At 73.5% G+C, this 25,025-nt stretch carries 19 protein-coding genes; 5 read left to right on the top strand and 14 right to left on the bottom strand.

From position 1 onward, the window contains the following. Window positions 1–34: 34 nt before the first annotated feature. The 3 genes from VF746_08055 to VF746_08065 form a co-directional block, all read right to left on the bottom strand. Window positions 35–934 carry a hypothetical protein gene (locus tag VF746_08055; GenBank protein ID HEX8692354.1) on the bottom strand — a complete coding sequence of 300 codons (900 nt, stop codon included), beginning with the start codon at window positions 932–934 and terminating at the stop codon, window positions 35–37. Between the two features lie 381 nt (window positions 935–1,315). Then, window positions 1,316–2,863, bottom strand: coding sequence for a PAS domain S-box protein (locus VF746_08060; GenBank protein HEX8692355.1), 1,548 nt, complete (start codon window positions 2,861–2,863; stop codon window positions 1,316–1,318). 211 nt (window positions 2,864–3,074) lie between these two features. Then, window positions 3,075–3,557, bottom strand: coding sequence for an Hsp20/alpha crystallin family protein (locus VF746_08065; GenBank protein ID HEX8692356.1), 483 nt, complete (start codon window positions 3,555–3,557; stop codon window positions 3,075–3,077). A 267-nt stretch (window positions 3,558–3,824) separates the two neighbouring features. Here VF746_08065 and VF746_08070 point away from each other — a divergent pair, with 267 nt between their 5' ends. Then, window positions 3,825–4,037, top strand: a complete 213-nt coding sequence (locus tag VF746_08070) for a hypothetical protein (GenBank protein HEX8692357.1) — start codon at window positions 3,825–3,827, stop codon at window positions 4,035–4,037. 115 nt (window positions 4,038–4,152) lie between these two features. Here the strand turns inward: VF746_08070 and VF746_08075 are convergent, their stop codons facing one another. The 9 genes from VF746_08075 to VF746_08115 all read right to left on the bottom strand — a co-directional run bounded on the left by VF746_08075 (window position 4,153) and on the right by VF746_08115 (window position 18,481). After that, window positions 4,153–5,550 (bottom strand): NADP-dependent succinic semialdehyde dehydrogenase, encoded by a 1,398-nt coding sequence (locus tag VF746_08075; protein HEX8692358.1) that lies wholly within the window; start codon window positions 5,548–5,550, stop codon window positions 4,153–4,155. A gap of 178 nt (window positions 5,551–5,728) precedes the next feature. Further along, the gene (locus VF746_08080; GenBank protein ID HEX8692359.1) at window positions 5,729–7,765 is read right to left on the bottom strand and encodes an EAL domain-containing protein; all 2,037 of its coding nucleotides are present in this window, start codon (window positions 7,763–7,765) and stop codon (window positions 5,729–5,731) included. A gap of 299 nt (window positions 7,766–8,064) precedes the next feature. Next, window positions 8,065–12,945 (bottom strand): NAD-glutamate dehydrogenase domain-containing protein, encoded by a 4,881-nt coding sequence (locus VF746_08085; GenBank protein ID HEX8692360.1) that lies wholly within the window; start codon window positions 12,943–12,945, stop codon window positions 8,065–8,067. Between the two features lie 605 nt (window positions 12,946–13,550). Further along, window positions 13,551–15,767, bottom strand: a complete 2,217-nt coding sequence (locus VF746_08090; protein ID HEX8692361.1) for a carboxypeptidase regulatory-like domain-containing protein — start codon at window positions 15,765–15,767, stop codon at window positions 13,551–13,553. Window positions 15,768–15,809: 42 nt separating this feature from the next. Then, window positions 15,810–16,598: a zf-HC2 domain-containing protein gene (locus VF746_08095; protein HEX8692362.1), complete on the bottom strand. Its 789-nt coding sequence runs from the start codon at window positions 16,596–16,598 to the stop codon at window positions 15,810–15,812. Then, window positions 16,579–17,106 carry a sigma-70 family RNA polymerase sigma factor gene (locus VF746_08100; GenBank protein HEX8692363.1) on the bottom strand — a complete coding sequence of 176 codons (528 nt, stop codon included), beginning with the start codon at window positions 17,104–17,106 and terminating at the stop codon, window positions 16,579–16,581. Before VF746_08100 ends, VF746_08095 begins: the two co-directional genes overlap by 20 nt. A 470-nt stretch (window positions 17,107–17,576) precedes the next feature. Beyond that, window positions 17,577–17,834, bottom strand: a complete 258-nt coding sequence (locus VF746_08105) for a DUF5985 family protein (GenBank protein ID HEX8692364.1) — start codon at window positions 17,832–17,834, stop codon at window positions 17,577–17,579. Then, entirely contained in the window at window positions 17,831–18,088 is a 258-nt protein-coding gene (locus VF746_08110) for a DUF5985 family protein (protein ID HEX8692365.1), read from the bottom strand. The genes VF746_08105 and VF746_08110 overlap by 4 nt, the downstream gene beginning before the upstream one ends. Further along, window positions 18,089–18,481: a hypothetical protein gene (locus tag VF746_08115; GenBank protein ID HEX8692366.1), complete on the bottom strand. Its 393-nt coding sequence runs from the start codon at window positions 18,479–18,481 to the stop codon at window positions 18,089–18,091. Between the two features lie 219 nt (window positions 18,482–18,700). Between VF746_08115 and VF746_08120 the strand changes: the two genes are divergently transcribed. Then, window positions 18,701–20,287: a hypothetical protein gene (locus VF746_08120; GenBank protein ID HEX8692367.1), complete on the top strand. Its 1,587-nt coding sequence runs from the start codon at window positions 18,701–18,703 to the stop codon at window positions 20,285–20,287. Window positions 20,288–20,303: 16 nt separating this feature from the next. Next, window positions 20,304–21,890, top strand: a complete 1,587-nt coding sequence (locus VF746_08125; GenBank protein ID HEX8692368.1) for an Ig domain-containing protein — start codon at window positions 20,304–20,306, stop codon at window positions 21,888–21,890. Between the two features lie 75 nt (window positions 21,891–21,965). Here the strand turns inward: VF746_08125 and VF746_08130 are convergent, their stop codons facing one another. Both VF746_08130 and VF746_08135 read right to left on the bottom strand, forming a co-directional pair. After that, entirely contained in the window at window positions 21,966–22,457 is a 492-nt protein-coding gene (locus VF746_08130) for a hypothetical protein (GenBank protein HEX8692369.1), read from the bottom strand. Continuing rightward, a complete protein-coding gene (locus VF746_08135) occupies window positions 22,454–22,819 on the bottom strand; it encodes a hypothetical protein (GenBank protein HEX8692370.1) in 366 nt (121 codons plus the stop codon). Before VF746_08135 ends, VF746_08130 begins: the two co-directional genes overlap by 4 nt. A gap of 218 nt (window positions 22,820–23,037) precedes the next feature. Here VF746_08135 and moeB point away from each other — a divergent pair, with 218 nt between their 5' ends. Both moeB and VF746_08145 read left to right on the top strand, forming a co-directional pair. After that, complete coding sequence (moeB, locus tag VF746_08140; protein ID HEX8692371.1) at window positions 23,038–24,234, top strand: molybdopterin-synthase adenylyltransferase MoeB; 1,197 nt, start codon at window positions 23,038–23,040, stop codon at window positions 24,232–24,234. A 201-nt stretch (window positions 24,235–24,435) separates the two neighbouring features. After that, window positions 24,436–24,945, top strand: a complete 510-nt coding sequence (locus tag VF746_08145) for a hypothetical protein (protein ID HEX8692372.1) — start codon at window positions 24,436–24,438, stop codon at window positions 24,943–24,945. Window positions 24,946–25,025: the final 80 nt, after the last annotated feature.

Consider the following 25,025-nt stretch of genomic DNA (forward strand, 5'->3'; position numbering starts at 1 on the left):
GGCCGCTTCTCGTTCGCCTCGGGCGAGGCGGCGGTCAGTTGGAGGCGGGAGCGGGAGTGGGCTCCATGCCGGGCGTGACCTTGTTGGCGAGCGCGTCGGTGAAGACGTTGCGGAACTCGTCGAGCTTCTTCTGGGCCTCGGCGTCGTTCGGGTCGCCGAGGCCGCTGAGCCCCAGCAGCCCGCCGGCGCCGCCGGAGATGCCGACGCTCAGCCACATCTGGTCGGTGACGTTCGGGCGGAACCGGCGCAGCACCTCGTAGTTGGCCAGGGTGGCGCGGGCGACGCCCCCGTTCTCCTTCGCGCTCTTCTCCATCTCGTCGGCCGACTGGAGCATCTGCTGGATCTGCGCCTCGTCGAAGCCGGGCTGGCCGCGCATGGCCTCGGCCTGCTGGCGGATGGTCTGCGCCATGCTCCCCTGCTGCTCGAGCATCGGCTTGGAGATCAGGAAGCCGCTGACCTCGCCCATGCGCTCGCGCACGTACTCCATCTCGGCGGGGTTGTAGCCCAGCGCGCGGGCGGAGCGCACGAAGCTGCCGCCGATGAGGTCGGCGGTCTGCATCATGAGCTGGCCCCCGGCGGCGGCGTTGCGCAGCCCGGAGATCAGGCCGCCGTCCTTGCCGCGCTTCTCCATCTCGGCGACGCGCTCGTGGATCTTGGGCGCCTCGCTGCGGATGAGGTCGAACTGGGTGAGGCTGGTCTTGATGTACGCCTCCACCTGCTGCGGCGTGACCGAGCTGTCGGCGGGGGCGCGGAAGGCGTTCTGCTCGCGCTCGGTGACGGTGGCCGGGGCGTCGCGGTCGACGTCCTCGGGCCGGGCGGCCACGTCGTCGCCGCCCTTGTCGCCGCCGCCGAAGCAGGCCGCGAGGACGAGGAGGCCCGCCGTGGCGCCGGCGGCGCCGAGCGAGCGGCGGAGTCGCGGGGACTGGAACTTCATGGCAACCTCGGAATGCAGGGGAGGTGCGAAACGAGCCTCGGGAGACGAGGCGGGGGAGCAAACGGGGACGGACGGTCCGGCGGAGCAGCCGCCCGCCGGAAACACGCGAGGCATTGAGATTCGCGCCTCAGACCCCGGATGTCAAGCGTTCGCACGAACTTCGCTCCGAACGCGCCCATCGGGCCTGCGGCGGCCGATGGGTCGCATGCTACCGCTCGGCGCGTTCGACGGGCATCGGCGCGGCTGCGGGGGGGCCCTCCCCGGTCCTCCCCCGCTGCGCGGGAGAGGGAGAACTCATCGCCAGGGCGAGCTTCCGCGCGGCGGAACCGGCACTTCGCACTTCGCACTTCGCACTTCGCACTTCGCACTTCGCACTTCGCACTATCCATCCCTGACCGCCGGCAGCCGCACCGTGAACGTGCTCCCCTCCCCCGGGACGCTCTCGGCCTCGACGTCGCCGCCCAGGAGCTGGGCCAGGCGGCGGGCGACGGAGAGCCCCAGCCCGGTGCCGCCGGCGCGGCGCACCAGCGGGTGCTCGGCCTGCCAGAACGGCTCCCACACCTTCTCCAGGTGCTCGGGGAGGATGCCGATGCCGGTGTCGGCCACGGTGAGGGCGAAGGCGCCCGGCTCGCGGCGGACGGCGGCGCACACCTGGCCGCGCTCGGTGAACTTGACGGCGTTGCCCAGCAGGCGCGCCAGCACCTCGCGCAGGCGGCGGGGGTCGGTGTCGGCCGGGCAGGGGGCGCCGGGCTCCACCACCAGGGAGACGCCCTTCTCGCGCGCGGCGGGCTCCACCTGGGCGGCGGCCTCGGCCAGCAGCGCCCGCAGGTCCACGCGCTCCAGCCGCGCGGGCTCGGCGTGCACGTCGGTGCGGGAGTAGGCCAGCACGTCGTCGATCATCCCCAGGAGCTGGCGGGCCCCGGCGCGGACGCGGTCCAGGCAGTGCCGCTGCTCGTCGGTGACGGGGCCGGCGTCGCCGTCGCGCAGCATGTCGGCGAAGCCGGTGATCACGTTGAGCGGGGTCTTCAGTTCGTGGGTGACCACGGCCAGGAAGTCGCTCTTGGCGGCGTTGGCGGCCTCGGCCTCGGCGCGGGCCACGCGCTCGCGCAGGAGCAGGGTCTCGCGCTCGGCCTCGGCGCGCTTGCGCTCGGTGATGTCTTCGGCGATGCAGTAGACGCCGTGGATGCCGCCGCCCACCACGATCGGCACCAGCCGCAGGCTCAGCTCCACGCGGCGGCCCAGGTTGTCGCTCAAGGCCGTCTCGGCCAGCTGGGCCTCGCCGCGGGCGGCCGCGGCGAAGAGAACCTGGGCGCGGGCGCGGTCGTCGATGGCCACCAGCGTCCAGAAGGGGGTGCCGGCCAGGTCATCGGCGGCGTAGCCGGTGAGCGCCTCGGCGGCGGGGTTGGCGGTGCGGAGGCTCCCGTCCAGGTCGAACGAGCAGACGGCGTGGGGGTTGTGCTCGAAGAGCGAGCGGTAGCGCTGGCGGCTCTCCTCGTAGCGCTCGGCGGCCTCCTTGCGCTCGGTGAGGTCGCGCATGATCTGCCCGAACCCCACCATCCGCCCCTCGTCGTCGACCACGGCGCTGAGCACCACGCTGGCCCACAGCCGGGTGCCGTCGCGCCGGACGCGCCAGGCCACCGCCTCGCACCGCCCCTGCGCCGCGGCGATCCGCAGGTCGCGCTCGGGGGCGCCGGCCTCCACGTCTTCGGGGGGATAGAAGACGGAGATCGGGGAGCCAACCACCTCGGCCTCGTCCCACCCCAGCATCCGCCCGGCGCCCTCGGTCCAGGTGACCACGCGCCCTTCGGGGGAGAGCATCAGGATGGCGTAGTCGGTGACGTTCTCGACGAGCAGGCGGTAGAGCTCGTCGGGGCTGGGCGGGACAGCAGCGGACGGCGTCGGCGCGGGGTGGCGGCGGCGTTCGGGCATGGTCCACTCGGCAGGGGGTCCCCGAGGGCGTGTGTCGGCGCAACGTAGCGCAAACGGGCGTCGTTGAAAAGGTTCGTGCTGGACGGCGGCTGAACGGTGTGACGGCGGATCGCGGCGGACGGCGTCCGCGAGGCACGCGGAAGACGGGTGGGGTCCGCGGAAGGAGAACGAACAGGGGGCCGGGCTGCCTGCCCGGCCCCGCCGTTCTGGATCAGGCGTTCTCGCCGGAGCCCGAGGACACCTGGCGCGAGGCGTCGGCCGCGCCGCCGGCGATCTCGATGCGGCGGCGGCGCGCCTTCTCGCTCTTGGGGATGGTCACGCTCAGCACGCCGTTCTCGAAGCTCGCGGAGATGCGGTCGTGCTCCATGTCGCCCGGGAGCAGGAACGAGCGGCTGAAGCGGCCCCAGCGGCGCTCGGCCAGGTGCCAGGTGTCGCGCTCGCGGCCCTCGGTGCGCTCCTGGCGCTTCTCGCCGCTGATGGTCAGCACGTTGCCCTCGAGGTCCACGCCCAGGTCTTCGGCGCGCAGCCCCGGGAGCTCCACCGTGACGCGGATGGCGTCCTCGGTCTCCATCACGTCGGCGTCGGGCGCCCGCAGCAGCGCGCCGGCGCGGCCGTTCATCGCCAGCGGCGCCATGAAGTCCTCGAACATCCGGCCGACGAGGTCCGTGGTGGGCGAGTAGAACGAAATGGCCATGGTTCCCTCCTTTGTGAGCAAGACAACCACGGGTTTTTCCCCGGCCGGCCGCACCCCGCGGCCGGCGTCCCGCGCAAAGGCAACGGGTGTGCCGTCCGGAGCCGGTCAAATTGACAAAGGGATTGCCGCGAATGCAGCCTGGTCGGCACTTCTGGCAAATTGCACATAAGCCATGCATTTACAACGGTTTGTATCAATGGATTGGCACGCATTCTGAAGCGGGGAATCCGAAAAAGGATTCGACGGCCAGGAGCAGGAGGTGCGTGGATGAGCAGCGAGTCGAGCGAGTCGCGCGAGCAGTCGATCTGCTCGATGTACCGCGACGGGGTGAGCCTGCGGACGCTGGAGGTGGCGTTCGGGATGAGCGACGCGGAGATCATCGAGGTCCTGCGACGCAACGGCGTGGTGGAGCCGGACCGGGGGGAGAGCGAGGAGGCGTTCGTCGAGCGCATCCGCCACGACGTGAAGCACGCGGCGTAGAAATTCAACAGATTGGACTCACGCAGAGCAGCAGAGTCAGCAGAGAACTCGTCGCCGAGCGTGTTTTTCTCTGCTGACTCCGCTGACTCTGCGTGAGATAAGCAGTTCTTTCGGCTTACTCCGCCGCCGGGTGCTCCGCCGGGCCGGTCTCCTCGATCCACACGGTCTTGATGTTGACGAACTCGCGGATGCCGAACTCGCCGAGCTCGCGGCCGTAGCCGGACTGCTTCACGCCGCCGAAGGGGAGCCGCGGGTCGGAGGCCACCATCGCGTTCACGAACACCATCCCCGCCTCGATCTCGTCGGTGAAGCGCCGCGCCTCGTCCCGGTCGCGCGTCCAGACGGCGCTCCCCAGGCCGAACTGCGAGTCGTTTGCCAGGCGCACCGCCGCGGCGGCGTCGGGGACGCGGAAGAGGAGCGCCACGGGGCCGAACACCTCCTCGGTGTATGCGGGCGAGTCCTCGGGGATGTCGGCGAGGATCGTCGGCGGGTAGTACCAGCCGCGCCCGTCCGGCACCTCCCCTCCCGACAGCACGCGGGCGCCCTTCTCGACGCTCTTCCGCACCTGCTCGTCCACCTCGCCGCGGATCGACTCCGTCGCCAGCGGCCCCAGGTCGGTCGTCTCCTGCATCGGATCGCCCACCTTCAGCGCCTCCATCTCGCGGACGAAGGCGGCGGTGAACTCGTCGGCCACCGCCTCGTGCACGATGAAGCGCTTGGCGGCGATGCAGCTCTGGCCGTTGTTGATGGTGCGCGCCTTCGCCGCCGTCTTGGCCGCCGCGGCGAGGTCCGCGCTCGGCATCACGATGAAGGGGTCGCTCCCGCCCAGCTCCAGCACCGTCTTCTTGAGCCGCTTCCCCGCGCGCTCGGCCACGCTGCTCCCGGCCGGCGTGCTCCCGGTGAGCGTGGCCGCCTTCACCCGGGGGTCGTCCAGGATGCGCGCGACGGCGTCCACGCCCACCAGCAGCGTCTGGAACACGCCCTCGGGGAAGCCCGCGCGGCGGAAGACGTCCTCGATGGCCAGGGCGCAGCGGGGGACGTTGGAGGCGTGCTTGAGGAGCCCCACGTTGCCCGCCATCAGCGCGGGCGCGGCGAAGCGGAAGACCTGCCAGAACGGGAAGTTCCACGGCATCACCGCCAGCACCGGCCCGATCGGCTGGTAGCGGACCAGGCTCCGCGCCGCGCCGGTCTCCACCGTCTCGTCGGCCAGGAAGCGCTCGGCGTGGTCCACGTAGTAGCGGCACGCCCAGGCGCACTTCTCCGCCTCGGCCACGGCCGATTTGAGCGTCTTCCCCATCTCCGTCGTCATCAGCCGCCCGAGCTCCTGCTTCTCCGCCTCCAGGATCTCGGCGGCGCGGCGCATCCACTCGCGCCGCTGGTCCCACGAGGTCCCGCGGTGCGCGCGGAACGCCTTGTCGGCGCGGGCGAGCTTCTCCTCCACCTGCGCGTTGGTGAGCGGCTCGAAGGTCTCCAGCGTCTCCCCGGTGGCGGGGTTGATGGTCGCGATCGGCATCTCCTGACCCGTGAAATCGCATCTCCGGTCGAAACAGCACCCCGGTTGAAACCGGGGGCTACAACAGCACAAAGTCCGCCTGCGCGGACTGCACGCAGGCGTGGCGCTTCGAAGCAATCTCCGCGTGGACGCCGGCACAGTCGAGGCGGGCCTCGCCCCTACGCCTCGTCTCCGCCCATTACCCCGCGAGCTGCGGCGCGCGCACCGCCTTGCGCAGCATCGCGCCGATCTCCTCCGCCGGCGCGGGGCGGGCGAAGAGGAAGCCCTGGGCGGCGTCGCAGCGCTGGGCCCGCAGGAAATCGAGCTGCGCGGGGCGCTCCACCCCCTCGGCGATCACCCGCATCCCCAGCCGGTGCCCCATGGCGATGATCGCCGAGGCGATGGTGGCCCCGCCGTGGTCGGCGTCCACGTCGGCGATGAAGGCGCGGTCGATCTTGAGCGTGTCGATCGGGAAGCGGCGCAGGTAGTCCAGCGAGCTCCACCCGGTGCCGAAGTCGTCGATGGAGATGCGCACCCCCAGCGCCTTCAGCTCGCGCAGCGCCGCCGCCGTGGCCGCCGCGTCGCGCATGGCCAGGCTCTCGGTGATCTCCAGCTCCAGCCGCTCCGGGCGCAGCCCCGTCTCGGCCAGCACCGAGCGCACCTCCTCCACCATGTCGGTCTTCAGGAACTGCCGCGCCGAGAGGTTCACCAGCACCGAGAGGTGGGCGTGCCCCTCGGCGCTCCAGCGGCGGGCCTGCGCGCACGCCTCGGCCAGCACCCAGGCGCCCACGTCGGCGATCAGCCCCGTGGCCTCGGCCACCTCCAGGAAGTCGCCCGGCAGGAGCAGCCCCCGCTCGGGGTGCTGCCAGCGCACCAGCGCCTCCACCGCGATCACCCGACCGCTCGCCACCTCCAGCACCGGCTGGTAGTGCAGCCGGAGCTGCTCCTGCGCCAGCGCCCGCCGCAGCGTCCGCTCCAGCTCCAGCCGGTCGCGGAGGCGCTCGTTCATCTCGGGGGCGAAGAACTTGATGGCGTCGCGCCCGGCCTCCTTCGCGCGGTACATGGCGATGTCGGCGTGGCGGATCAGCGTCTCGGCGTCGGCGCCGTCGTCGGGGGCCACGGCCACGCCCACGCTGGCGGTCACGAACACCTCCTGCCCATCCACCTCGTAGGGGCCGCGCAGCGCGTCTACGATCTTGCGCGCCACCCGCTCGGCGTCGTCGGGGCGGCGCAGCCGCGGCAGGAGCAGGGTGAACTCGTCGCCGCCCAGGCGCGCCAGGGTGTCGCCCCCGCGCACCGCCGTGCGGATGCGCTCGCCCACGTCGCAGAGCAGCCGGTCGCCGGTGGGGTGGCCCAGCGAGTCGTTGACCACCTTGAAGTGGTCCAGGTCCAGGAACATGATCCCCACCCGCTCGCCCTCGCGCCGCGCCGCCGCCAGCGCCACCGCCAGCCGGTCTTCCAGGAGCCGCCGGTTGGGGAGCCCCGTGAGCGCGTCGTGGTACGCCTGGTGCTCGGCGTGGCGGGCGGCGCGCACCACCGCCGCGCGCTCCTCCTCCAGCAGGCACATCACCATCCCCAGCCCGATGATCCACCCCAGGAAGAGGTCCACCAGCCCCAGGTAGCTCCCGTACCAGGGCGTGGGCTCGCCCACCAGCGTCAGGGCCCCGATGGCGAAGTACTGCAGGTGCTCCAGCCCGAAGAGGAAGAAGCCGGCCGCCACCACCTTGCGCCCGGTGCGCGCCTCGTCGGACCGCGGCGGCCACACCCCGGCGGCGCCCACCAGGAAGGCGAGCCCCACCAGGAGGGTGCGGATCCCCACGCGGGTGAACTGGCGCAGCGGCCCCAGCTCGTCGCCCAGGAAGGCGAAGGAGGTGACGGCCGCCAGCGCCGCGGCCAGGGCGGCCGCCGCCAGCAGCACGCGCCGGCGCACCACGGTGCGGCGCGCCACCTCGTAGGTGCCGGCCAGCAGCCACACGATCTGCAGGTAGCCGCCCAGCGCCCCGGCGAAGGTGACGGCCAGGCGCAGCGGGTGCCCGGCCGGGTAGCCGCCCAGCAGCGCCACCGAGGCGACGCTGGCGGCCAGGAACGCCGTCACCCCCAGCCAGGAGAGCGCCCAGTGCAGCAGGTAGCGCCGCGCGTAGTAGCGGTGAAAGCCGTAGAGGAGCGCCGCCAGCAGCAGCGCCCCGGCGGCCTGTGCCAGGTAGGTGGAGACCAGGAAGCGGTTCAGCTCGGACACGGCGGCTCCGGCGGGTGGGCCGCGAGGCGGCGGACGGGCCGCCCCGGCGCAGGCGAGGGGTGAACCGGCGGTCGGCCCCGGGCGCTCTCCCGGGGACGAAAAACAGACAACTTACGTCGTCGAAGATCGTTCGGGAATGCTTTTGATCGTTCCATCCCGGTCCGGATCAACAACCCGATAGCCTCACACGGAGGAAACGGAGTAAACGGAGTCAACAGAGGAAACCCTCCGTTAACTCCGTTGACTCCGTGTGAGACTCCCTCGGACCCGGCCCTCGAACGATCGCTCGAGGGCGGGGATCAGGCGGCGACGGCGCGGGCGACCTCCTGCAGCGCGCGCACGCCCAGCGCGTACGCCGCCAGCGGCAGGTCGCCGCGCAGCTCGGCCAGGGCGTCGCGGTAGGCGCGGAAGACGGCCGCGTGCGCCTGCTCCAGGTGCCCGAGCGCGCGGCCGGGCTCCTCGCCCTGGCCGAGCACCGCGGCCACCACGGCGCGCTGGGCGGCGGTCACGTCCTCTTCCAGCGCCCCGGCGTAGCGCCGCCCCCAGGGGTCGGCCCCCGCGGCCGCGCGCAGCGCCTCGCGCAGCCGCGCCGTGGCCAGGCGGTCGGAGACGGCGTAGAACGCCTTCGCCGTGCGCACCTCCTCGGCGCCGGCCGCGCGGGCCACGTGCACGATCTCCAGGAGCTGCGGGAGGAAGCGCAGCGTGATCAGCCGCTCGCCCATGGTGCGCTCCACCCCCAGCGCCTGGATCTCCTTCAGCCGCTCCTCGAACAGGGTGCGGTCCTCGCCGGCCACGAACCGGGTGAAGCCGCCGCGCAGCGTGGCGAGCCCGGCGCGCACCTCCTCGATCAGCGCCCCCGTCTCCGCCCCCGCGGGCGCGTTGGCCAGCAGCCAGTGCGTGGTGGCCGCCAGCGCGCGGGCCAGGCCGGCGAGCCAGCGGTAGATCACCTCCTGCGGGCGCGTCCCCTCGGCCTCGGCCAGCTCGGCGCGCAGCTCGGCGGCGCCGGCCACGCGGCCGGCCACCAGCCAGGCGCGCACCACGTCGGGGATCGGCCGCCCCGTGTCGCGCGCCAGGCGGTGCAGGAAGGAGGAGCCCATCAGGTTCACCAGGTCGTTCACCAGCTCGGTGGTGACGATCTCGCGCCGCAGCCGGTGCGCGCGCAGCCGCTCCCCGCCCACCGCCGCCACGGCGTCGGGGGGGAAGTAGCCGACCAGGTACGGCTCCATCGCCGGGTCGTCGGGGACGTCGGAGGCCAGGAGCGCCGCCTTGGCGACCAGCTTGGAGTGCGCCAGCAGCACGCAGAGCGTCGGCCGGGTGAGGCCCCTGCGCTCGGCGGCGCGCACGCGCAGCTCGTCCGCGCCGGGGATCCCCTCCTCCCCGGGGTCCAGCCGCCCGTCGCGGGAGAGCGCCTGGATGAGCGCGGTGAAGTCGTCCAGCGCCTCGCGCGAGCGATACTCGTCGAGCGAGACGGCGAGCGACTGGTGGAAGTTGTTCTTCAGCACCAGCCGCGACACCTCGTCGGTCATCGAGGCCAGCAGCTCGTTGCGCCCCTCGACCGTCATCCCGCCGGACTGCACCACGCTCCCCAGCAGGATCTTGAGGTTCACCTCGTGGTCCGACATGTCCACGCCCGCCGAGTTGTCGAGCGCGTCGGTGTTGATCTTCCCCCCGGCGAGCGCGAAGGAGATGCGGCCCCGCTGGGTGAAGCCCAGGTTGCCGCCCTCGCCGACCACCCGGCAGCGCAGCTCCTGGGCGTCCACGCGCACGGGGTCGTTGGAGGTGTCGCCCACGTCGCCGTGCGTCTCCTCGGCGTCCTTCACGTAGGTGCCGATCCCTCCGTTCCAGAGCAGCTCCACCGGCGCCTTCAGCACCGCGCGCACCAGCCCCTCGCCGTCCAGGCGCTCCACGTCGTCGGGGAGCCCCAGCGCCGCGCGGGCCTGGGGCGTCACCTCGACCTCCTTCGAGGCGCGCGGGACGATCATGGCGCCCGGCGAGAGCGCCGCGCGGTCGTAGTCGTCCCAGCTGGACCGCGCCAGGCCGAACATCCGCTTCCGCTCGGCGAAGGAGCGCGCCGGGTCGGGGTCGGGGTCGATGAACACGTGGCGGTGGTCGAAGGCGGCGATCAGGCGGATCTGCTCCGAGAGCAGCATCCCGTTGCCGAAGACGTCGCCGCTCATGTCGCCGATCCCCGCCACGGTGAAGGGCTCGGTCTGGATGTCCTTCCCCAGCTCGCGGAAGTGGCGCCTGACGCACTCCCAGCCGCCCTTGGCGGTGATCCCCTCGCGCTTGTGGTCGTAGCCCTGCGAGCCGCCGCTGGCGAAGGCGTCGCCCAGCCAGAAGCCGTACTCGGCCGCCACGGCGTTGGCGGTGTCGGAGAGGTGCGCCGTCCCCTTGTCGGCCGCCACCACCAGGTACGGGTCGTCGCCGTCGTGGCGCACCACCCGCGGCGGGGGCACCACCTTCCCGTCCACCAGGTTGTCGGTGACGTCCAGCAGCCCGCGCATGAGCGTCATGTACTGCTGGCGCGCCTCCTCCATCTGGGCGTCGCGCTCGGGGAAGGTGCGCTTGGTGATGAAGCCGCCCTTGGAGCCCGAGGGGACTATTGTTGCGTTCTTGACCACCTGCGTGAGGACCAGCCCCAGCACCTCGGTGCGGAAGTCCTCGTGCCGGTCCGACCAGCGGATCCCGCCGCGGGAGACGGGGGCGGCGCGCAGGTGCACCCCCTCCATCCGCGCGGAGTGCACGTAGACCTCGTAGAGGAGGCGCGTGCGCTTGAGCTCCTCGACGTCGGCGTTGCGCACCTTGATGGAGAGGTAGGGGACGCCGCCGCTGGTGGCCGTGGGGTCCGCGCCGCCGTGGCGGAAGTAATTGGTGCGGACGGTGGCCTCGATCAGGTTGCCGATCCGCCGGAGCGCCCGGTCGTCGGCCAGCGAGCCCACGCGCTCCAGCTGGCTCAGCAGCTCGCGCCGGAGCGCCTCCAGCTCGGCCTTGGGCGTCCGCTTCTCGGGTGAGAGGCGGGCGTGGAAGAGGTCCAGCAGCAGCCGGGCCACCCCGGGGTAGGCCAGGAAGGCGCGCACCGGCGAGAGGCGCGACGGCACGGCGCCGATCTGCGAGGCGTAGTTGGCGTAGGTGCGCACCAGGTCCACCTCGCGCCAGCGCATCCCGGCGGCCAGCACCAGGGCGTTGTAGGGGTCGCGCTGGGCCTGGCCGGCGCGGGAGGCCAGCAGGCTCTCGGCCTGGGCGTCGTGGTGGGCGGGGGGGATCGGCTCGCCGGCGCGGGTCTGCACGTAGAACGAGTAGACCATGAGCGGCGGCAGCTCGCGCGCCGCGAGAAGGAAGGTGTCGACCTCCACCACCCGCACCCCGTGGTCTTCCAGGAGCGGCATGAAGTCGGAGAGCACCAGCCGCTCGCCTTCCAGGAAGAGCTTGAGCACGGTGGCCCCGGCCGGGACGGGCTCGCCCTCCAGCGGCGCCCGGAAGTGCAGCGCCTCGCGCCCGCCGCCGCGGCGCATGGCCTCCAGGTGCAGCACGTCCTGCAGCGCGGCCGCGGGGGTGTTGGCGGCGCGGTAGTCCTCGCCGAAGGCGCCGCCGTAGAGGCGGGCCAGCCGCCGCGCCTCGGCGCCGTCGTCCACCGCCCCGGCGAGCGCCTCCTCCAGCCGGTCTTCCCACGAGCGGATGAGGAGCGCCACCTCGCGCTCCAGGTCGCGCTCGGCGCCGGCCACCTCGTCGCCCGCGGCGGCGCCGTCGGCCGCGGCCAGGTAGAAGTGCACGCGCGCCTGGTTGCCGGCGCCCATGGCCAGGTAGAAGTCGCGCACCGCGCCGCCCACGCGGCGCGAGAGCATGTCGCCCACCTGGCGGCGGACCTCCTCGCTGTAGCGGCCGCGCGGCAGGATCACCATCACCGCGGTCTCGCCGCGGATCGGGTCGGGGCGCAGCGTCACCGCCACGTCGTCGCCGAAGATGGCGTTGAGGGCGGCCTGCACCTCGACCTGCAGCTGCTCGGTGGTGGCCTGGAAGAGCTCGTCCTTGGGCATCAGCTGGAGGATGGAGACGATCTCCTTCCAGTCGTGCGAGCCGGGACGGGCGCCGCTCTCGGACAGGATGCGGCGCAGCTTGTGGCGGAGGATGGGGATGTCGGCGGGGTTCTGCGCGTACGCCTGCGAGGTGAAGAGCCCCAGGAAGCGCCACTCGCCCACCACGCGCCCCGACTCGTCGAGCTTCTTGACCCCCACGTAGTCCATGCGGGCGCGCCGGTGCACGGTGGACTCGCGGTTGGCCTTGGAGACCAGGAGCAGCGGCCCGTGCAGCACCCGCTCGCGGAAGTCGGCGGGGTACTGGGAGAGAGGCCTGGGCGCGTGGAACTGCGACTTCTCCTCCTCGGCCAGGATGCCGAGCCCGGAGCCGGGCTCCACGGCCACCGCCGCCTCCTCGCCCTCGCCGGAGATGTCGTACGAGCGGAAGCCCAGGAAGACGAAGTTGCCGTCGCGCAGCCAGCCCAGGAACTCCAGGTACTCGCCGTACTCGCGGGCGTGCTCGGGGAAGCGGCGCACGTAGCCCGCCACCTGGGCCGAGACGCGGTCGAGCGCGTCGAGCATCGCGCGGAAGTCGCGGGTGGCCTCCACCACGTCGGTGAGGCGGCGCTGGATCTCGCGGCGGACCTCCTCGGCGCGCTCGGGGCGGGCGATGTGGGGGATCTCGGCGTGGCTGAGCGCCTCCAGCTGGTCGCCGCGCGCGCCCGCGCCCACGGCGGCGATGCGCCCCTCGGCGTCGCGGTCCACCCGCAGCACGGGGTAGACGTAGTGGAGGATCGGGATCTCCTCGCCCTTCAGGTACTCGCGGATGGTGTCGACGATGAAGGGCCGGTCGCCCACCTCGGTGCGGACCACGGTGACGGGGGCGTGCCACCCCTCCTCGCGCGGGTCGGCGAGCTCGACGTTCACGCGGTCGGGGCGGGCGCGCTGGAGGAACTCCCAGGCGCCCAGCGTCATGGCGCCCAGTTCCTCCACGGAGCGCTCCTCCAGGAGCTGCCGGGGGACCTTGCCGAAGAAGATGCGGGCGAAGTCGCAGAGCAGCGCGCCGTCGGCGCGGCCCAGCGCGCCCAGGTGCCGGCAGAGCTCGTCCACGGTCACCGCGCCCTGCGCGGGGGCGGCGGCCGGGGGGAGGGGGGCGGTGGTGCTCATCTAGCCTTCAGGGACTCGGGTTGCCTGGCCTGGAATCAGGGGCGGGCAATGTAATTCATCGGCGGGGGAGGGGCGAGAGTACGGAGTACGAGGTACGAAAGTACGGAAGTACGGAAGTACGGAAGTGCGGAAGTGCGGAAGTGCGTGAGTGCGTGAGTGCGTGAGTGCGTTGGGGCTCGCGCGCTTCGACGGGCTTCGGCGCGGCGGCAGGCGGCCCCCGCCCTGGCGCCTGGCGCGCCTGTCCCTCCCCCGAACTTCAGGGGAGGGACTTCGGTGCTTCGCGCGACGAAACCAGGGACAGGGCGAATTGGGGTGCGCGGTTGAAGCCTCGCGGGGTTTGCGAGGCTTTCTGTCGTTGTAGCCGCGGATTCATCCGCCTTCCAGCGCGGTGCCCGCGTCGATTTTGCGTGAGGGATGCGCGCCCGACAGGGCCGGGACGCCGCCGCGACACGGGGTATCGTCGCGGCGGTGGCCCGGCGCGGTTGGGCACGGTCGTATCGTGCCCTACCGCGCGCGCAGCCCGGCCCGGAGCGCAGCGGAGGGACACGCCCGGATCCGCAGTTCGCAGTTGCTGTTGCTGCCGAGAAAACGCGATCGACGGAAGATCAGAACTTCCAGGAGACGCCCGCGACGGGGACGATCGGCAGCGTGGCGATCGGGCGGGCGCCGTCGCGGCTGCGGGGGGTGTAGCGGTAGAAGAGCGCGTCGCGCCGGTCCAGCGCGTTCATCAGCCGGAAGTACGGCGTCACCTCCGTCTCGCGCGCGGCCAGGCGCGGGGTCCAGGTGCGCGACACCTCGGCGTCGATGCGCAGGAACGGCGCGGGGGCCAGCGCCGAGAGCGGGGCGCCGTCGGAGACGTCCACCGGCGGGGTGTCGGCCTCGCCGCTGGTGAGCCCGCCGGGGGCGGTAGGAAGGGTGTTGGCGTCGGGCACCACGCCCACCGAGGTGTACGGCAGCCCCGCGCCGTACGCCAGGCGCAGCTGGAAGCGCCCGCCGCGCCCCAGCCCGCCGCCGAGGCCCGCGGAGAGGATCTGCCGCCCCGCGAAGCGCTCGCCCTCCTCGCGGCTCGCCTCGGACCAGTGCCAGGCCAGCGAGTACCCCAGCCAGCCGTTCAGGCTGCCGACGCCGCGCCGCACCCACACGTCGACCCCCGAGGCGTAGGTGCCCACCTGCTCGGGGTGGGGGACGTTGTCGAAGCGCTTGAAGTACCCCTCCAGCCCCAGCCGCACCCCCTCGGCCAGCTCCTGGTCGAGCGCGAGCGAGAGGTGGTCGGCGCCGGCCACGGCCAGGTCGGTGGCCAGCCCCAGGGAGTCGGCCAGGCTGGGGACGCCGATGTCGAAGGGGAACTGGTGCCGCACCCGCACGTACTGGTGGTACCTGCCCCCCGCCAGGGTGAGCGCGGCGCGGTCGCTCACCAGCCAGGTGAGCGAGGCCCGCGGCGAGAAGGTGAGGAAGGGCCCGCCCGAGAACATGTCGCTCCGCACCCCTCCGCGCACCACCCAGCGCCGCGCCGCCTGCCAGTGCCCCTCGACGTACCACCCGCCCGCGGTGCCGCTGGAGCGCGTCTCCAGCAGCGTCCGCTCGCCGGCCGCGGCCTCGCGGGCGCGGTGGCGCACCTCCTGGCGGTCGTACGAGTAGCCGTAGGCGAGCCGCAGGTCGCCCAGCTGGCTGGAGAGGTCCACCGCCATGCGGGTGCGCCGGGTGTGCGCCTCCAGGAGGAGCGCGCTCGCGCCGGTGCCCTCGGGGAGCCAGGCGTCGAAGTCGGCCACGGCCAGCGTCACCACGCCGTCCTTCCCCAGCACGGGGCTCCGGAGCCGCACGGAGCCGGCCCCGGTGCTCCAGCGGGCGAAGTTCTCCCGCGCGGGGACGGTGTCCAGGCGCACCCCCTCGCCGTTGTGGAAGCCGGTGGCGGCCACGCTCACCCCGCCGCCCAGGTCCACGTCCAGGCGGGCCAGCGCGTCGGCGAACTCGTAGGGGAAGGGCTGGTCGCCCACGGTGGCCAGGCTGGTGCCGTGCACGGTGCGCCCGGCCACCAGGTAGCTGGCGCCCTTCCACACCGGCCCCTCCAGCGAGCCGCGGGCGGAGACCATGTCCACGGCGCCGCGGGCGGTGTGGCGCCCGGGGGCGGCGCTCCTGGTGGAGAGGTCCAGCACGTAGCTGATCCCGCCGTCGTAGCGGGCGGGCGCGCCGCCCAGGTAGAGCCGCGCGCCGGAGAGGAGGCCGGGGTCGAAGCTCTCGATGAGCCCGCCCATGTGGAAGGGGGCGTACACGGGGGCGCCGTCCAGCAGCACCAGCTTGAGGTCGGCGGCGGCGCCGCGCACGAAGAGCACGTCGCCCGGCTCGCCCCCGCCGCCGGGCGGGGCGCCGCCCCCGCCGCCGGGGAGCCCCGCCCCCACGCCGCTCCCCTCCATGGCCGGGAAGTCGGTGATGGCGGCCTCGCCGCGCGAGGCGGGCTCGGAGCCGCCGCCGGCCAGCCTGCCCCCGGCGCTGGCGACCACGGTGTCGACGGTGAGGGGGCGGTAGCGCAGCGAGACGACCAGGACCATCTCGCCCCGCGCGGGGACCAGCACCTCCATCTGGACCGGCTCGTGCTCCAGGTGGCGCACGCGGAAGGTCTGCCGCCCGGCGGGGACGTGGGCGAGCAGGTAGGCGCCGTTGCTGTCGGCGGTGACGGAGAAGGTGCGGGGGCCGCTCTGCACCTCCACCACGGCCAGGGGCACGGGGAGGCCGCTGGGCTCGCTCTGCACGGTGCCGCGGATGCTCCCCCAGGCCGTGTCGGCGGGGGAGGCGGCGAGCAGCGCGAGGGCGAGGGCGGTCAGCATCGGTCGGGGGTGCGGAGGACTGCGGGGCGGCGGCCCGCGCCGTCAGCTCCCGACGCGGAACACCAGCTCGTCGGTCGATTCGGGGCCCGCCTGGGGGACCAGCGGCCGGAGCTCGTCGCCGTCCTTGGCGACGTACACCTGGCCGTTGACTTCCACCGCCGCGGCCTCGGCCGCCTGGGGGAGCTCCACCGTCACTTCGCCCCCGCGCGCGCCGGCGAGCTCGATTCTACCCGGGGAGGTGTGGAAACGTGCCCGGTGCTCCGGCCCGCGGTACAGCACCCGGGCGCCGGGCTCGGGGGTGGACTGCACCACCAGCCTGAGGTCGGCGGCGCCGGTGAGCGCCACGCGCACCCGGCCGTCCCGCACCGGGACGGTGACGCCGCTGGGCGCCCCGAGGTCCGGGGCGGGCGCGGCGGCGGGCGCCGGGGCGGGCTGGATCTCCTGGGCCTGGGGGGAGCGCTCGCGGGGGAGGACCGCGTCCTCGATCCAGGCGCGCACGGGCGAGCCGGGCACGGCCGCGGCGGCCACGCCGGCCAGGCCCAGCACCAGCACGGCCGCGCGCAGCAGCGCGCGGCGCGCCTCGACGAAGCGGTGTTGCCGGGCAGCCATCCGCCGGCGGCGGAACGACATCTGGGCCTGGGCCACGGGGGCCGCCACGTCGGCCTGCGCCAGCAGGGCGCTCGTCCGCTCGCCGGCCGCGCGCAGCGCGCGCAGCTCGCCGGCGCAGGCCGGGCAGGCGGCCAGGTGCGCCTCGGCCTCCGCCCGCTCGGGCGGCGGCAGCTCGGCGTCGAGCAGCGCCTGCAATATACCTTCAGCCAAGTGCTTGTTCACCTTCTCCCTCCTGGGCGTCGTACACGGACACGAACCTGCGGGCGGCGCGGGCGAGGAGCGTGCCCACCGAGCCGGGGGCCACCGCGGCCACCTTTGCGATCTCGTCGTAGCGGAAGCCTTCCTCGCGCATCAGCAGCATCTGCCGGTCGCGCTCCGACAACTTCCCGAGCGCCTCCCGCACCCGCGCGATGGTGGAGGTGCGCTCCAGCGTCTCGTCGGGGCGGGGGAGCGCGCTGGGGGTCCAGGGGCGCACCGCCAGGAGCCGCTCGCGCCGCTTGGCTGTGCGGGCGCTGTCGCGGAACAGGTTGGTGGCCACCGTGAAGAGCCAGAGCCGGGCCTCGTCCTCGGGCATGCTGCGCCCCAGCAGGCGCACGAACGACTCCTGCGCGATGTCGTCGGCGGCGTCGCTGTCGCCGGTCATCCGGTGCAGGTACCGGAAGAGCGACGGGTACAGCTTGCGGAAGAGGGCGTCGTAGTCCACGCTCGCGGCGGCGCTCGGGGAAGTCACGGCCGGGCCGCGCTCCTGGCGCGGGGCCGCCGCGGGCCACGGCAGGCTGCTCTGGGTCGAGTGCACGGTCGGCGCGCCACCATCTCCGGGGTCGCTTGCGCCGGGTACGCCTGCCCTGCCGCGGGTGCGCGGCGGGCCCTCGTCCCCCGGCCTTCCAGTGGCAGAAGAACGCGCCGTCTCACGCACTTGTGACACTCCGCGCAATTGCCGTGCGGCCGGGCGCGCACCCGCGGGAGCGGAGCGCGCCGGATGCCGGGCGGCGTGCACGGTAGGGCGGGAGACGAATGGAGGCAAGGGTCGCACCCGGCGGCTCGGGTCGGCGGTTCGCGCTGCACCTGATGGAGAAACGCACGAGGGAGACGGATCAGGACGGCCCGCACCGCGAGGGCCGAAAGAGAGTGGATGCCCGGTCGTGCGCCGCGGCCGGTCGGACCCGGCACTTCGCACCTCGCACTTCGCACTTTGTCCGGTCAGCCGCCCCCGGAGCGGTTCTTGTCGATGATCGCGGCGGCGATCACCAGGAAGGCGAGCAGGCGCAGCGCGTACAGCGCCACCGCGTCGGTCGACTCGCTCAGCCAGGCGAGCGCCACGCGCTGCACCGCCAGCAGCGCGAACGCCAGGGCGAAGAGCAGGAAGAGCCGGTCGCGGACGTCGCGCCAGAACTTCAGGAAGTAGAGCGCGGCGACGAAGTACCCCATCGCCAGTGCGCCGGCCACGAAGCCCGTCATCGCGAGTCCCACACCAGGCCGTAGACCAGCAGCAGCACGCCCGCCAGCGCGGGGAGCGCGCGCCACGCCGAGAGGTCGACCGCGGGCACCATGCGCACGTCCACGAAGAGGAGCACGTTGTTGAGCGCGAGCCCCGCGAAGCAGAGCGAGGCCCAGAGCAGCAGCCGCGCCCGGCTCCGCAGGTAGCCGCGGACCAGGAGCGCGAAGCAGAGGAGGCTGGTGAGCGCGCAGAGCGCGTAGACGAGCGTGGCCATTCACTCTCCCGGGCGCCGGAACCGGAACGCGTCGGCCAGGCTGCGCACCGGGTCCTTCGGCTTGTCGAAGATGAGGCGCACCACCCCGACGCGGTCGGCGCGGTACGCCGCCGCCAGGGCGTCCACGCGACGGGCCAGCTCGGGCGAGCCCGGCCGGTAGCGGTAGCGCGGGTCCGCCGCGCCGTCGCTCGCGGCCAGCCCCGCGGAGCTCAGCTCGTCGAGCCGGAGGAGGGCGGCGGCCGGGACGGTGTACACCTGCTGGCTGACCTCGGCGGCGGTGAAGTCGCGGCCGGGCTCGCGGTGCAGGAGGAGCAGCACTTCGAGCAGCTCGGCCGAGTCGATGTGTTCGGAGATGAAGCTCCGGGCTTCCTTGAAGTCGGCGTCGTTCGCCACGCTCTTCCGAAAGGTCTGGACGCGGAGGATCGGCCGCCGGGAGAATGACCCGGGGGCCGGGTCTTCGCAAGTGCGGCCGTCCGGCCCGCGGCTCCGGCCCCGGCCCGGGGACGGAGCCGACCCTGTTCAGCCGCCGCACCCGGCCGTAATCATAAGCGGGGAAGCGGGGGAGGCCGGGGCGTCCTCGCCGCGGGCCGGGACCGATCGCCGGGAGCCGACATGGCATCGCTGCGCCAGCTGTACGAGGACCTGGACACGCATCGTCTCCTGCAGCGCGGCCACCTGGAGGGGGTCGGCCACAAGCTCCCGCTCGAGTCGGCGCGGGTGACGCTGCTGCGCAAGCTCGAGCCGACGCAGCCTCCCGAGCCGACGCACCAGGTCAAGCGGGGCCTCTCCGAGGAGCAGACCGAGGGAGGCCGCAAGCGGCGCAAGCTGACGACCCCGCGCCTCCGGGACGAGGTGCAGCCGCCGCGGGGCGTGGAGAACTCGGGGCTCATCGGGGCGCTGAGCAGCTCCGACGGGCGCACGGTGAAGAGGGTCGTGGAGCGGTACCGGATCCCCGACCTCCGGGCCGTGGAAGTGGGGGCGGAAGATCCGGAGACCGGGCTGGCCCTGCACGCCGTCCTCTGGCGGGCGGGCGGCATCCAGACCCGGGTGGTGGTGAGCGGGTTCGGCGAAGAGCCCGCCGATTTCATCGGCCAGCTGGCGCCGGACGCGGGCGGGTGGGAGCTGGAGCGGCTCCAGCTGCAGGCGCTGCGCCTGGTGATGGCGACCGTGCCGTGCGAGCTCAGCACCGAGGTCAGCACCATCCCGGTGCAGCGCGGGATCAGCCTGGTGGCCAGGGCGGCGCTGGGCCCGAACTTCACCCGCATCGTGCGGGACGGCCCGGCGGAGCTGGACCTGTACGGGCTGGTCGACGTCCTGGACGACGGGCCGCGGCCGCCGCTGCTGCTGCTCACCTATCCCCAGCCCAGCCTGGCGCTGGGCGGCCCCTTCACGCTGGAGCGGGCGTTCGTCAGGATCTCCGAGGAAGACGCCGGCGCCTCCGGCGGCGCGGAGGAGGAAGACCCGGACCCCGACGAGCGCGACGAGGAGCCGGAGGAGTCCGGCGACCAGGAGCAGGTGCTGCGCGTGGCGGTCGGCGCCGCCTTCCCGGCGCTGGGACGCGACTGGAACCTCTGGAGCGACCTCCCCGAGGACCACGGCGTCCTGGCCTTCCGGCTGGCCGTCCCTTCGCAGAACCCCGTGTTCGAGGGGCCGCTGGCGCCGCTCGCCGCCCTGGCCGGGGGGGACGACTTCCTGGGCCTGGTGCCGGAGTGGCTGGCCGGGGAGGTGAAGCAGTACCGGGTGGACGGGCTCCGGCTCATGTACGACCTGTCGCAGCAGGTGCTGACGAGCGCCGCGCTGGACGTGGCGGTGCCGCACCCCGTCGCCCTCGACTACCAGCCGGTGCCGGAGCGGCTGGAGCTGACCGGCCTGGTGCTGCGCTGGCTGATCGGGTTTCCCGCCCACGGCCAGGGGCGCGCCGTGTCGCTGGAGGGCGAGGGGAAGCTGAGCGGGTTCGGCCTGGAGATGGACGCGGAGCTCGCGTTCCACCCCGCGTTCGCGCTGACGGGGAGCACCCGCGACGCCCCGTCCGAAACGGTCCGCGGACTGGTCGAGGGGCTGGGGCTGGCGCTCGACCCCCGCGGCCGGGAGACGATCGAATCGTACGCGGAGTGCATCCTCCACCTGGACCACGGCTCCCTGGGCCTGACGCTGGTGGACGCCGAGGGCCGCGCGATGACGTACGGAAGTTCCTGGTAAACGGAAGGGAGGCGAGATGCCGGACATCCGGGTGGTGGCGTGGAACATCAAGTTCTTCACGGGCAGCGTCTACACCACGCACCGCAACATCATCCTGGAGCAGCTGTACGACTCCGCCAACGCGCGCCTGTGCGACGTGTTCGTGATCGTGGAGCCCAAGGTGGGGACGAAGCCGCAGCGCGTCGGCGAGTTCATCGACAGGGGCGCGGGGGCGAAGGGCGTGATGGAGCTGTACTACGCCCTGTACGCCAAGGACGCGGCCTGGCGCGTGGTCCCGCCGCGGGCCTCGTGCGCGGGGACCAAGGCCGACTTCGTGGCGGTGCTCTACCACTCCGGCCTGCTGGCGCTGGAGGGCCCCGAGCACGACCACGCCATCCCGCAGCCCACCGGGGTCAAGGGCGGGGGGGTGCCCGACCCGTGGGGCCCCCCCGGCACGACCGCGGGGCAGATCCGCTTCTACCACCGGAACGGGAACGAGGTGGGCTTCCACGGCCGCCGCCCGTACCTGGTCCGCTTCCGGGACGCCGCGCAGACGGCCGCGACCGCGCGGCGCACCTTCACCCTCACCGTGCACGCGGCGGCGCCGGTGGCGGCGCCCGGCGCGCTGTCCATCACCACCCCGCAGGCGCTCCCTCCCGGCGCGCCCGGCGAGTACTACGAGGTGCAGCTCCAGGCGGCGAACGTCACCGGGGCCGCCACCTGGTCGCTCTCCGGGGGCACCCTCCTTCCCACGGGGCTCGCGCTCAGCGCGGCCGGCGAGCTGTGGGGCGTCCCGGACCAGACCGCCGTGGGGACCACGAGCTTCACCGTGCAGGTGGCCGACTCCACGGGCACGCAGACGAAGGCCCTGGACCTCGACGTCGACGCCGCCCTGGCCATCGCGACCGCCGCCACGCTCCCGGACGCGGTGGAGGACGAGGAGTACGAGGTGCGGCTCGGGGCGTGCGGGGGGCATCCGCCGCGCTACTGGAGCGTTGCCACGGGGAGCACGCTGCCGGACGGCCTGGAGCTGGACGAGGACGGCCTCCTGCACGGCACCCCCACGGCCGCGGGGAGCCCCACCTTCGACCTGGAGGTGAAAGACTCGGGGCCGGGCTTCTACCTGGTGGGGCTGCACGCGCCGCCGCAGGGGGGCAAGGGCTACCCCGCCAACGCGAACGTCACCGCCATCCAGGCGATCGCCGACATCCGCGAGCTGACCACCGAGCGCGGGGCCACGCCCGCCGCGATCTGCGGCGACTACAACGTCTGCCCCCTCGCCTGCTGCTCCGCGACGAACGCGCCCGCGTTCACCACCATGAACACGCGCTTCACCCACCAGAACTTCAACGAGAAGACGAGCCTGAAGAACTGGAAGAAGAACGCGGGGCAGGACAACGCGCTCACCGCCGACTACCGCAGCCACTACTTCGACCACGTCTACTGCGCCGGGTTCGCCCAGGTCAAGGACGTGAAGGTGCTGAACCTGGTGACGATGCACGCGAAGTGGAACGACTGGAACACCAACGGGACCGTCAAGTCCTTCAACGCGATCTGGAACGCGGTGGCATGGAAGAAGGGAGTCAGCGACCACCTCCCGGTGGCCTTCACGGTCGTCATCTAGACCGGGAAGGTGGTTCCAGGACCGGGGCCGGGACCCGCCCGTCCCGGGCCGCCGCACCGCGGCATCGCCGCCGCGCTACTCGGCCTCCCAGGGGACGCGGAAGTAGCGGCCGTCCCCCTCGTCCGGCTCCTCCCCGGGGTCCTCCTCGCCCGGCGGGGGCTCCTCCAGCGGCACCACCTCGATCGAGTAGCGCGTCTCGTCGTCCGCCGCTTCGGCGGTGATGCGCAGCGTGGAGGTCGTCGGGTCGATCGCGATTCCCTCGAACACCGCCACCCCGCCCGCGCCGGTGCGGCCCTGGCGCTCCTCGCCGCCGGGGACCGAGAGGCGGCACTCCGCGTCGGCGATCGGCTCGCCGTCTTCCCCCAGCAGCGTCACCTCCACCCACTTGCGCGGGCACGACACGCTCTCGCTGGCCACCTCGCGCCGCGGGGCCGTGGCCTGCGCCGCCCGGTCCATCGCGCGCAGGCTCTCTTCCGTGGTGGGCTCGGGCGGCGGCAGGGGAGACGCCGTCCCGGTCGCCCGCCACGCCGCGTCCGGGGCGGCGGCCCGCGAGCCGGCCTCGCTCACGGCGCCCCCAGACGGCGCAGCTCCTCGCAGCCGCGCTCCACCAGCAGGTCGAGCCGGGTGTCGGGGTCCAGCCGCGTGTCGGACAGGATGCGGGCCGCCCACCACCCGGCGGGGCGCCGGTAGAACTCCTCGCCGAACGCGGCCACCAGGTTCACGAAGCGCAGGACGTGCACCTCGAAGGTGAGCCCGAAGCGCTCCGCCTCGGCGGCGGCGCGGCGGACCAGGGCGCGCAGCCCGTCGCTCCCCCGCTCGCGGGCCAGGCGCGGCCAGTGGCGCGCCACCTCGTCCGCCGCCCTGCGCACGAAGGCTTCCGCGGCGTCGGCGGCGAAGGCGGAGAGCTGCTCGTCCCGGATGGTCAGCACGCGCGGCAGGGAAAGGGAGGGGGCCGTGATCCTCGCGGCGCCGTCCGGCGCACCATACTAATCGCCGGCCGCGCCTTCGTCCGCAACCCTCCGCGCCGCACGCGGCCCGGGGGAAAGCACCCGGGAAGAGGGGCCCGGAGCGAGGATCTCCGGGGACCGGCTTTCGTCGTCCGGCGTATGGGGTTAAGCTAGGGGGAAACCGCGGAAGCCGAGGACCGATGGCAGTGGAGACGCTGGAGACGCGGGCGCCGGGCCTCTCGCCGGAGGAGGCCCTGCGCTACGCGCGGCACCTGATCCTCCCCGAGGTGGGCCCCGAGGGGCAGCGGCGGCTCAAGGGCGCGCGCGTGCTGGTGGTGGGCGCCGGCGGGCTGGGCTCGCCCGTGGCCATGTACCTGGCGGCGGCCGGGGTGGGGACGCTGGGGATCGCGGACTTCGACCGGGTGGACGCCACCAACCTGCAGCGCCAGGTGATCCACGGCACCTCCGACGTGGGCCGCCCCAAGCTGGACTCCGCGCGCGACCGGGTGGCGGAGATCAACCCCCACGTCACCGTCGAGTCCCACGCGCTCAGGCTCACGTCGGAGAACGCGCTGGAGATCGTGGGCGCCTACGACGTGGTGATCGACGGGACGGACAACTTCCCCACCCGCTACCTGCTGAGCGACGCCTGCGTGCTGGCGGGGAAGCCGAACGTCTACGGCTCGATCCTGCGCTGGGAGGGGCAGGCGTCGGTGTTCTGGCCGCCCCGGGGGCCGTGCTACCGCTGCCTCTTCGCCGAGCCGCCGCCGCCGCACCTGGTGCCCAACTGCGCCGAGGGCGGGGTGCTGGGGGTGCTTCCCGGGATCGTCGGCTGCATCCAGGCCGCCGAGGCCGTCAAGCTGGTCCTGGGCGCGGGCGAGCCGCTGGTGGGCCGCCTCCTGCTCTTCGACGCCCTGCGGATGCGCTTCCGCGAGATGCGGCTCCGGCGCGACCCGGCGTGCCCCGCCTGCGGCGAGAGCCCCACGATCCGCGAGCTGATCGACTACGAGCGCTTCTGCGGGGTGGCCCCGGCGGAAGACCAGGGAGAGAGGAAGACGGTGGAGGGTGACGAGGTGCCGGAGATGACCGCGGCCGAGCTGAAGGAGCGGCTGGACCGCGGCGAGTCCATCGCCATCATCGACGTGCGCGAGCCGTTCGAGTGGGACATCGCCAACCTGGGCGGGTACGGCGCGCGGCTGATCCCCATGCGCGAGCTCCCGCGGCGCCTGGGCGAGATCGACCCGGGCGAGACGGTGGTGATGCAGTGCCGCTCGGGCACCCGCAGCGCGCAGACCACCGCCTTCCTGCGGCGGCAGGGGTACCCGCGCGTGTGGAACCTCCAGGGCGGGATCCTGGCCTGGGCGGACGAGGTCGACCCCTCGCTGCAGAAGTACTGACCCGTCTCCTGGGATTCGCCGTGCATCGGGAAGCCGTCATTCCGGGCGGAGCCCGATGCGCGGAGGTCGCGTTCGCCACCGAATCGGGTGTGAAAGCCGGATCGGTGCCGCGGCGCCGCTCGGGATGACATCGGTTCGCGAGAGGACCGGATCGCACTCTGGTCCTGGAATCCGGTATGACCTGCCATGGGCACTGGAGGTATGCCGCACTCCCACGATCCCCCGCCGGTGCGGGAGAGGCCCCGCTCCGACTTCGGCCTCCGCGACGCCGCGCCTCCCGCCAGGGCGGAGTCTCCGGCCGGGAGCGCGGCGGCGTCGCGGGCGCTTCCCGGCAGGCGGCCGGCCGGATTCCTGGTGCTGGCGGTCTTGATGGCCCTGCTCTGCGTGCACCGCGCGCTCGCCCTGGTGGGGAGTCCCGCGCTCACCGGGGCGCACGGGCCCCTGCTGCGCGCGGTGGAGTTCGCCTCGCTCGTCCTCGGCGTGGCGCTGGTAGTCGGGCTGTGGCGCTGCGAGCGCTGGGTGACGGCGGCCGCGCTGGGCTGGGCCGGGGCCCTCGCCGTGCGCCAGGCGATCGTGGTCTTCGGCGACACGAACGCGCTCGACGCCGATCCGGGGCTCTGGCTCGAGATCACGGTGGGCGGCGTCGTCCCGGCGGGCGTGCTGCTGTACGTGCTGCTCCGCGCGCCCCGCTCGCCGCGCGCGGGAAGGTAGGTCGACCGGTCGGTAGCCGGAGGAGGGCGGCGGCCCTGCTCCCTGACCCGGGATGGGTGTTTTCGCCCCTGGCCAAGGAA

Source organism: Longimicrobium sp., from assembly GCA_036389795.1.
Classification (GTDB): Bacteria; Gemmatimonadota; Gemmatimonadetes; order Longimicrobiales; family Longimicrobiaceae; genus Longimicrobium.

Coding starts and splice junctions, on each gene's coding strand:
- VF746_08145 (HEX8692372.1), top strand. CDS start 24,436: ATGCCGCACTCCCACGATCCCCCGCCGGTGCGGGAGAGGCCCCGCTCC.
- VF746_08055 (HEX8692354.1), bottom strand. CDS start 934: ATGAAGTTCCAGTCCCCGCGACTCCGCCGCTCGCTCGGCGCCGCCGGC.
- VF746_08125 (HEX8692368.1), top strand. CDS start 20,304: ATGCCGGACATCCGGGTGGTGGCGTGGAACATCAAGTTCTTCACGGGC.
- VF746_08070 (HEX8692357.1), top strand. CDS start 3,825: ATGAGCAGCGAGTCGAGCGAGTCGCGCGAGCAGTCGATCTGCTCGATG.
- VF746_08110 (HEX8692365.1), bottom strand. CDS start 18,088: ATGGCCACGCTCGTCTACGCGCTCTGCGCGCTCACCAGCCTCCTCTGC.
- VF746_08090 (HEX8692361.1), bottom strand. CDS start 15,767: ATGCTGACCGCCCTCGCCCTCGCGCTGCTCGCCGCCTCCCCCGCCGAC.
- VF746_08075 (HEX8692358.1), bottom strand. CDS start 5,550: ATGCCGATCGCGACCATCAACCCCGCCACCGGGGAGACGCTGGAGACC.
- VF746_08085 (HEX8692360.1), bottom strand. CDS start 12,945: ATGAGCACCACCGCCCCCCTCCCCCCGGCCGCCGCCCCCGCGCAGGGC.
- VF746_08060 (HEX8692355.1), bottom strand. CDS start 2,863: ATGCCCGAACGCCGCCGCCACCCCGCGCCGACGCCGTCCGCTGCTGTC.
- VF746_08065 (HEX8692356.1), bottom strand. CDS start 3,557: ATGGCCATTTCGTTCTACTCGCCCACCACGGACCTCGTCGGCCGGATG.
- VF746_08120 (HEX8692367.1), top strand. CDS start 18,701: ATGGCATCGCTGCGCCAGCTGTACGAGGACCTGGACACGCATCGTCTC.
- moeB (HEX8692371.1), top strand. CDS start 23,038: ATGGCAGTGGAGACGCTGGAGACGCGGGCGCCGGGCCTCTCGCCGGAG.
- VF746_08105 (HEX8692364.1), bottom strand. CDS start 17,834: ATGACGGGCTTCGTGGCCGGCGCACTGGCGATGGGGTACTTCGTCGCC.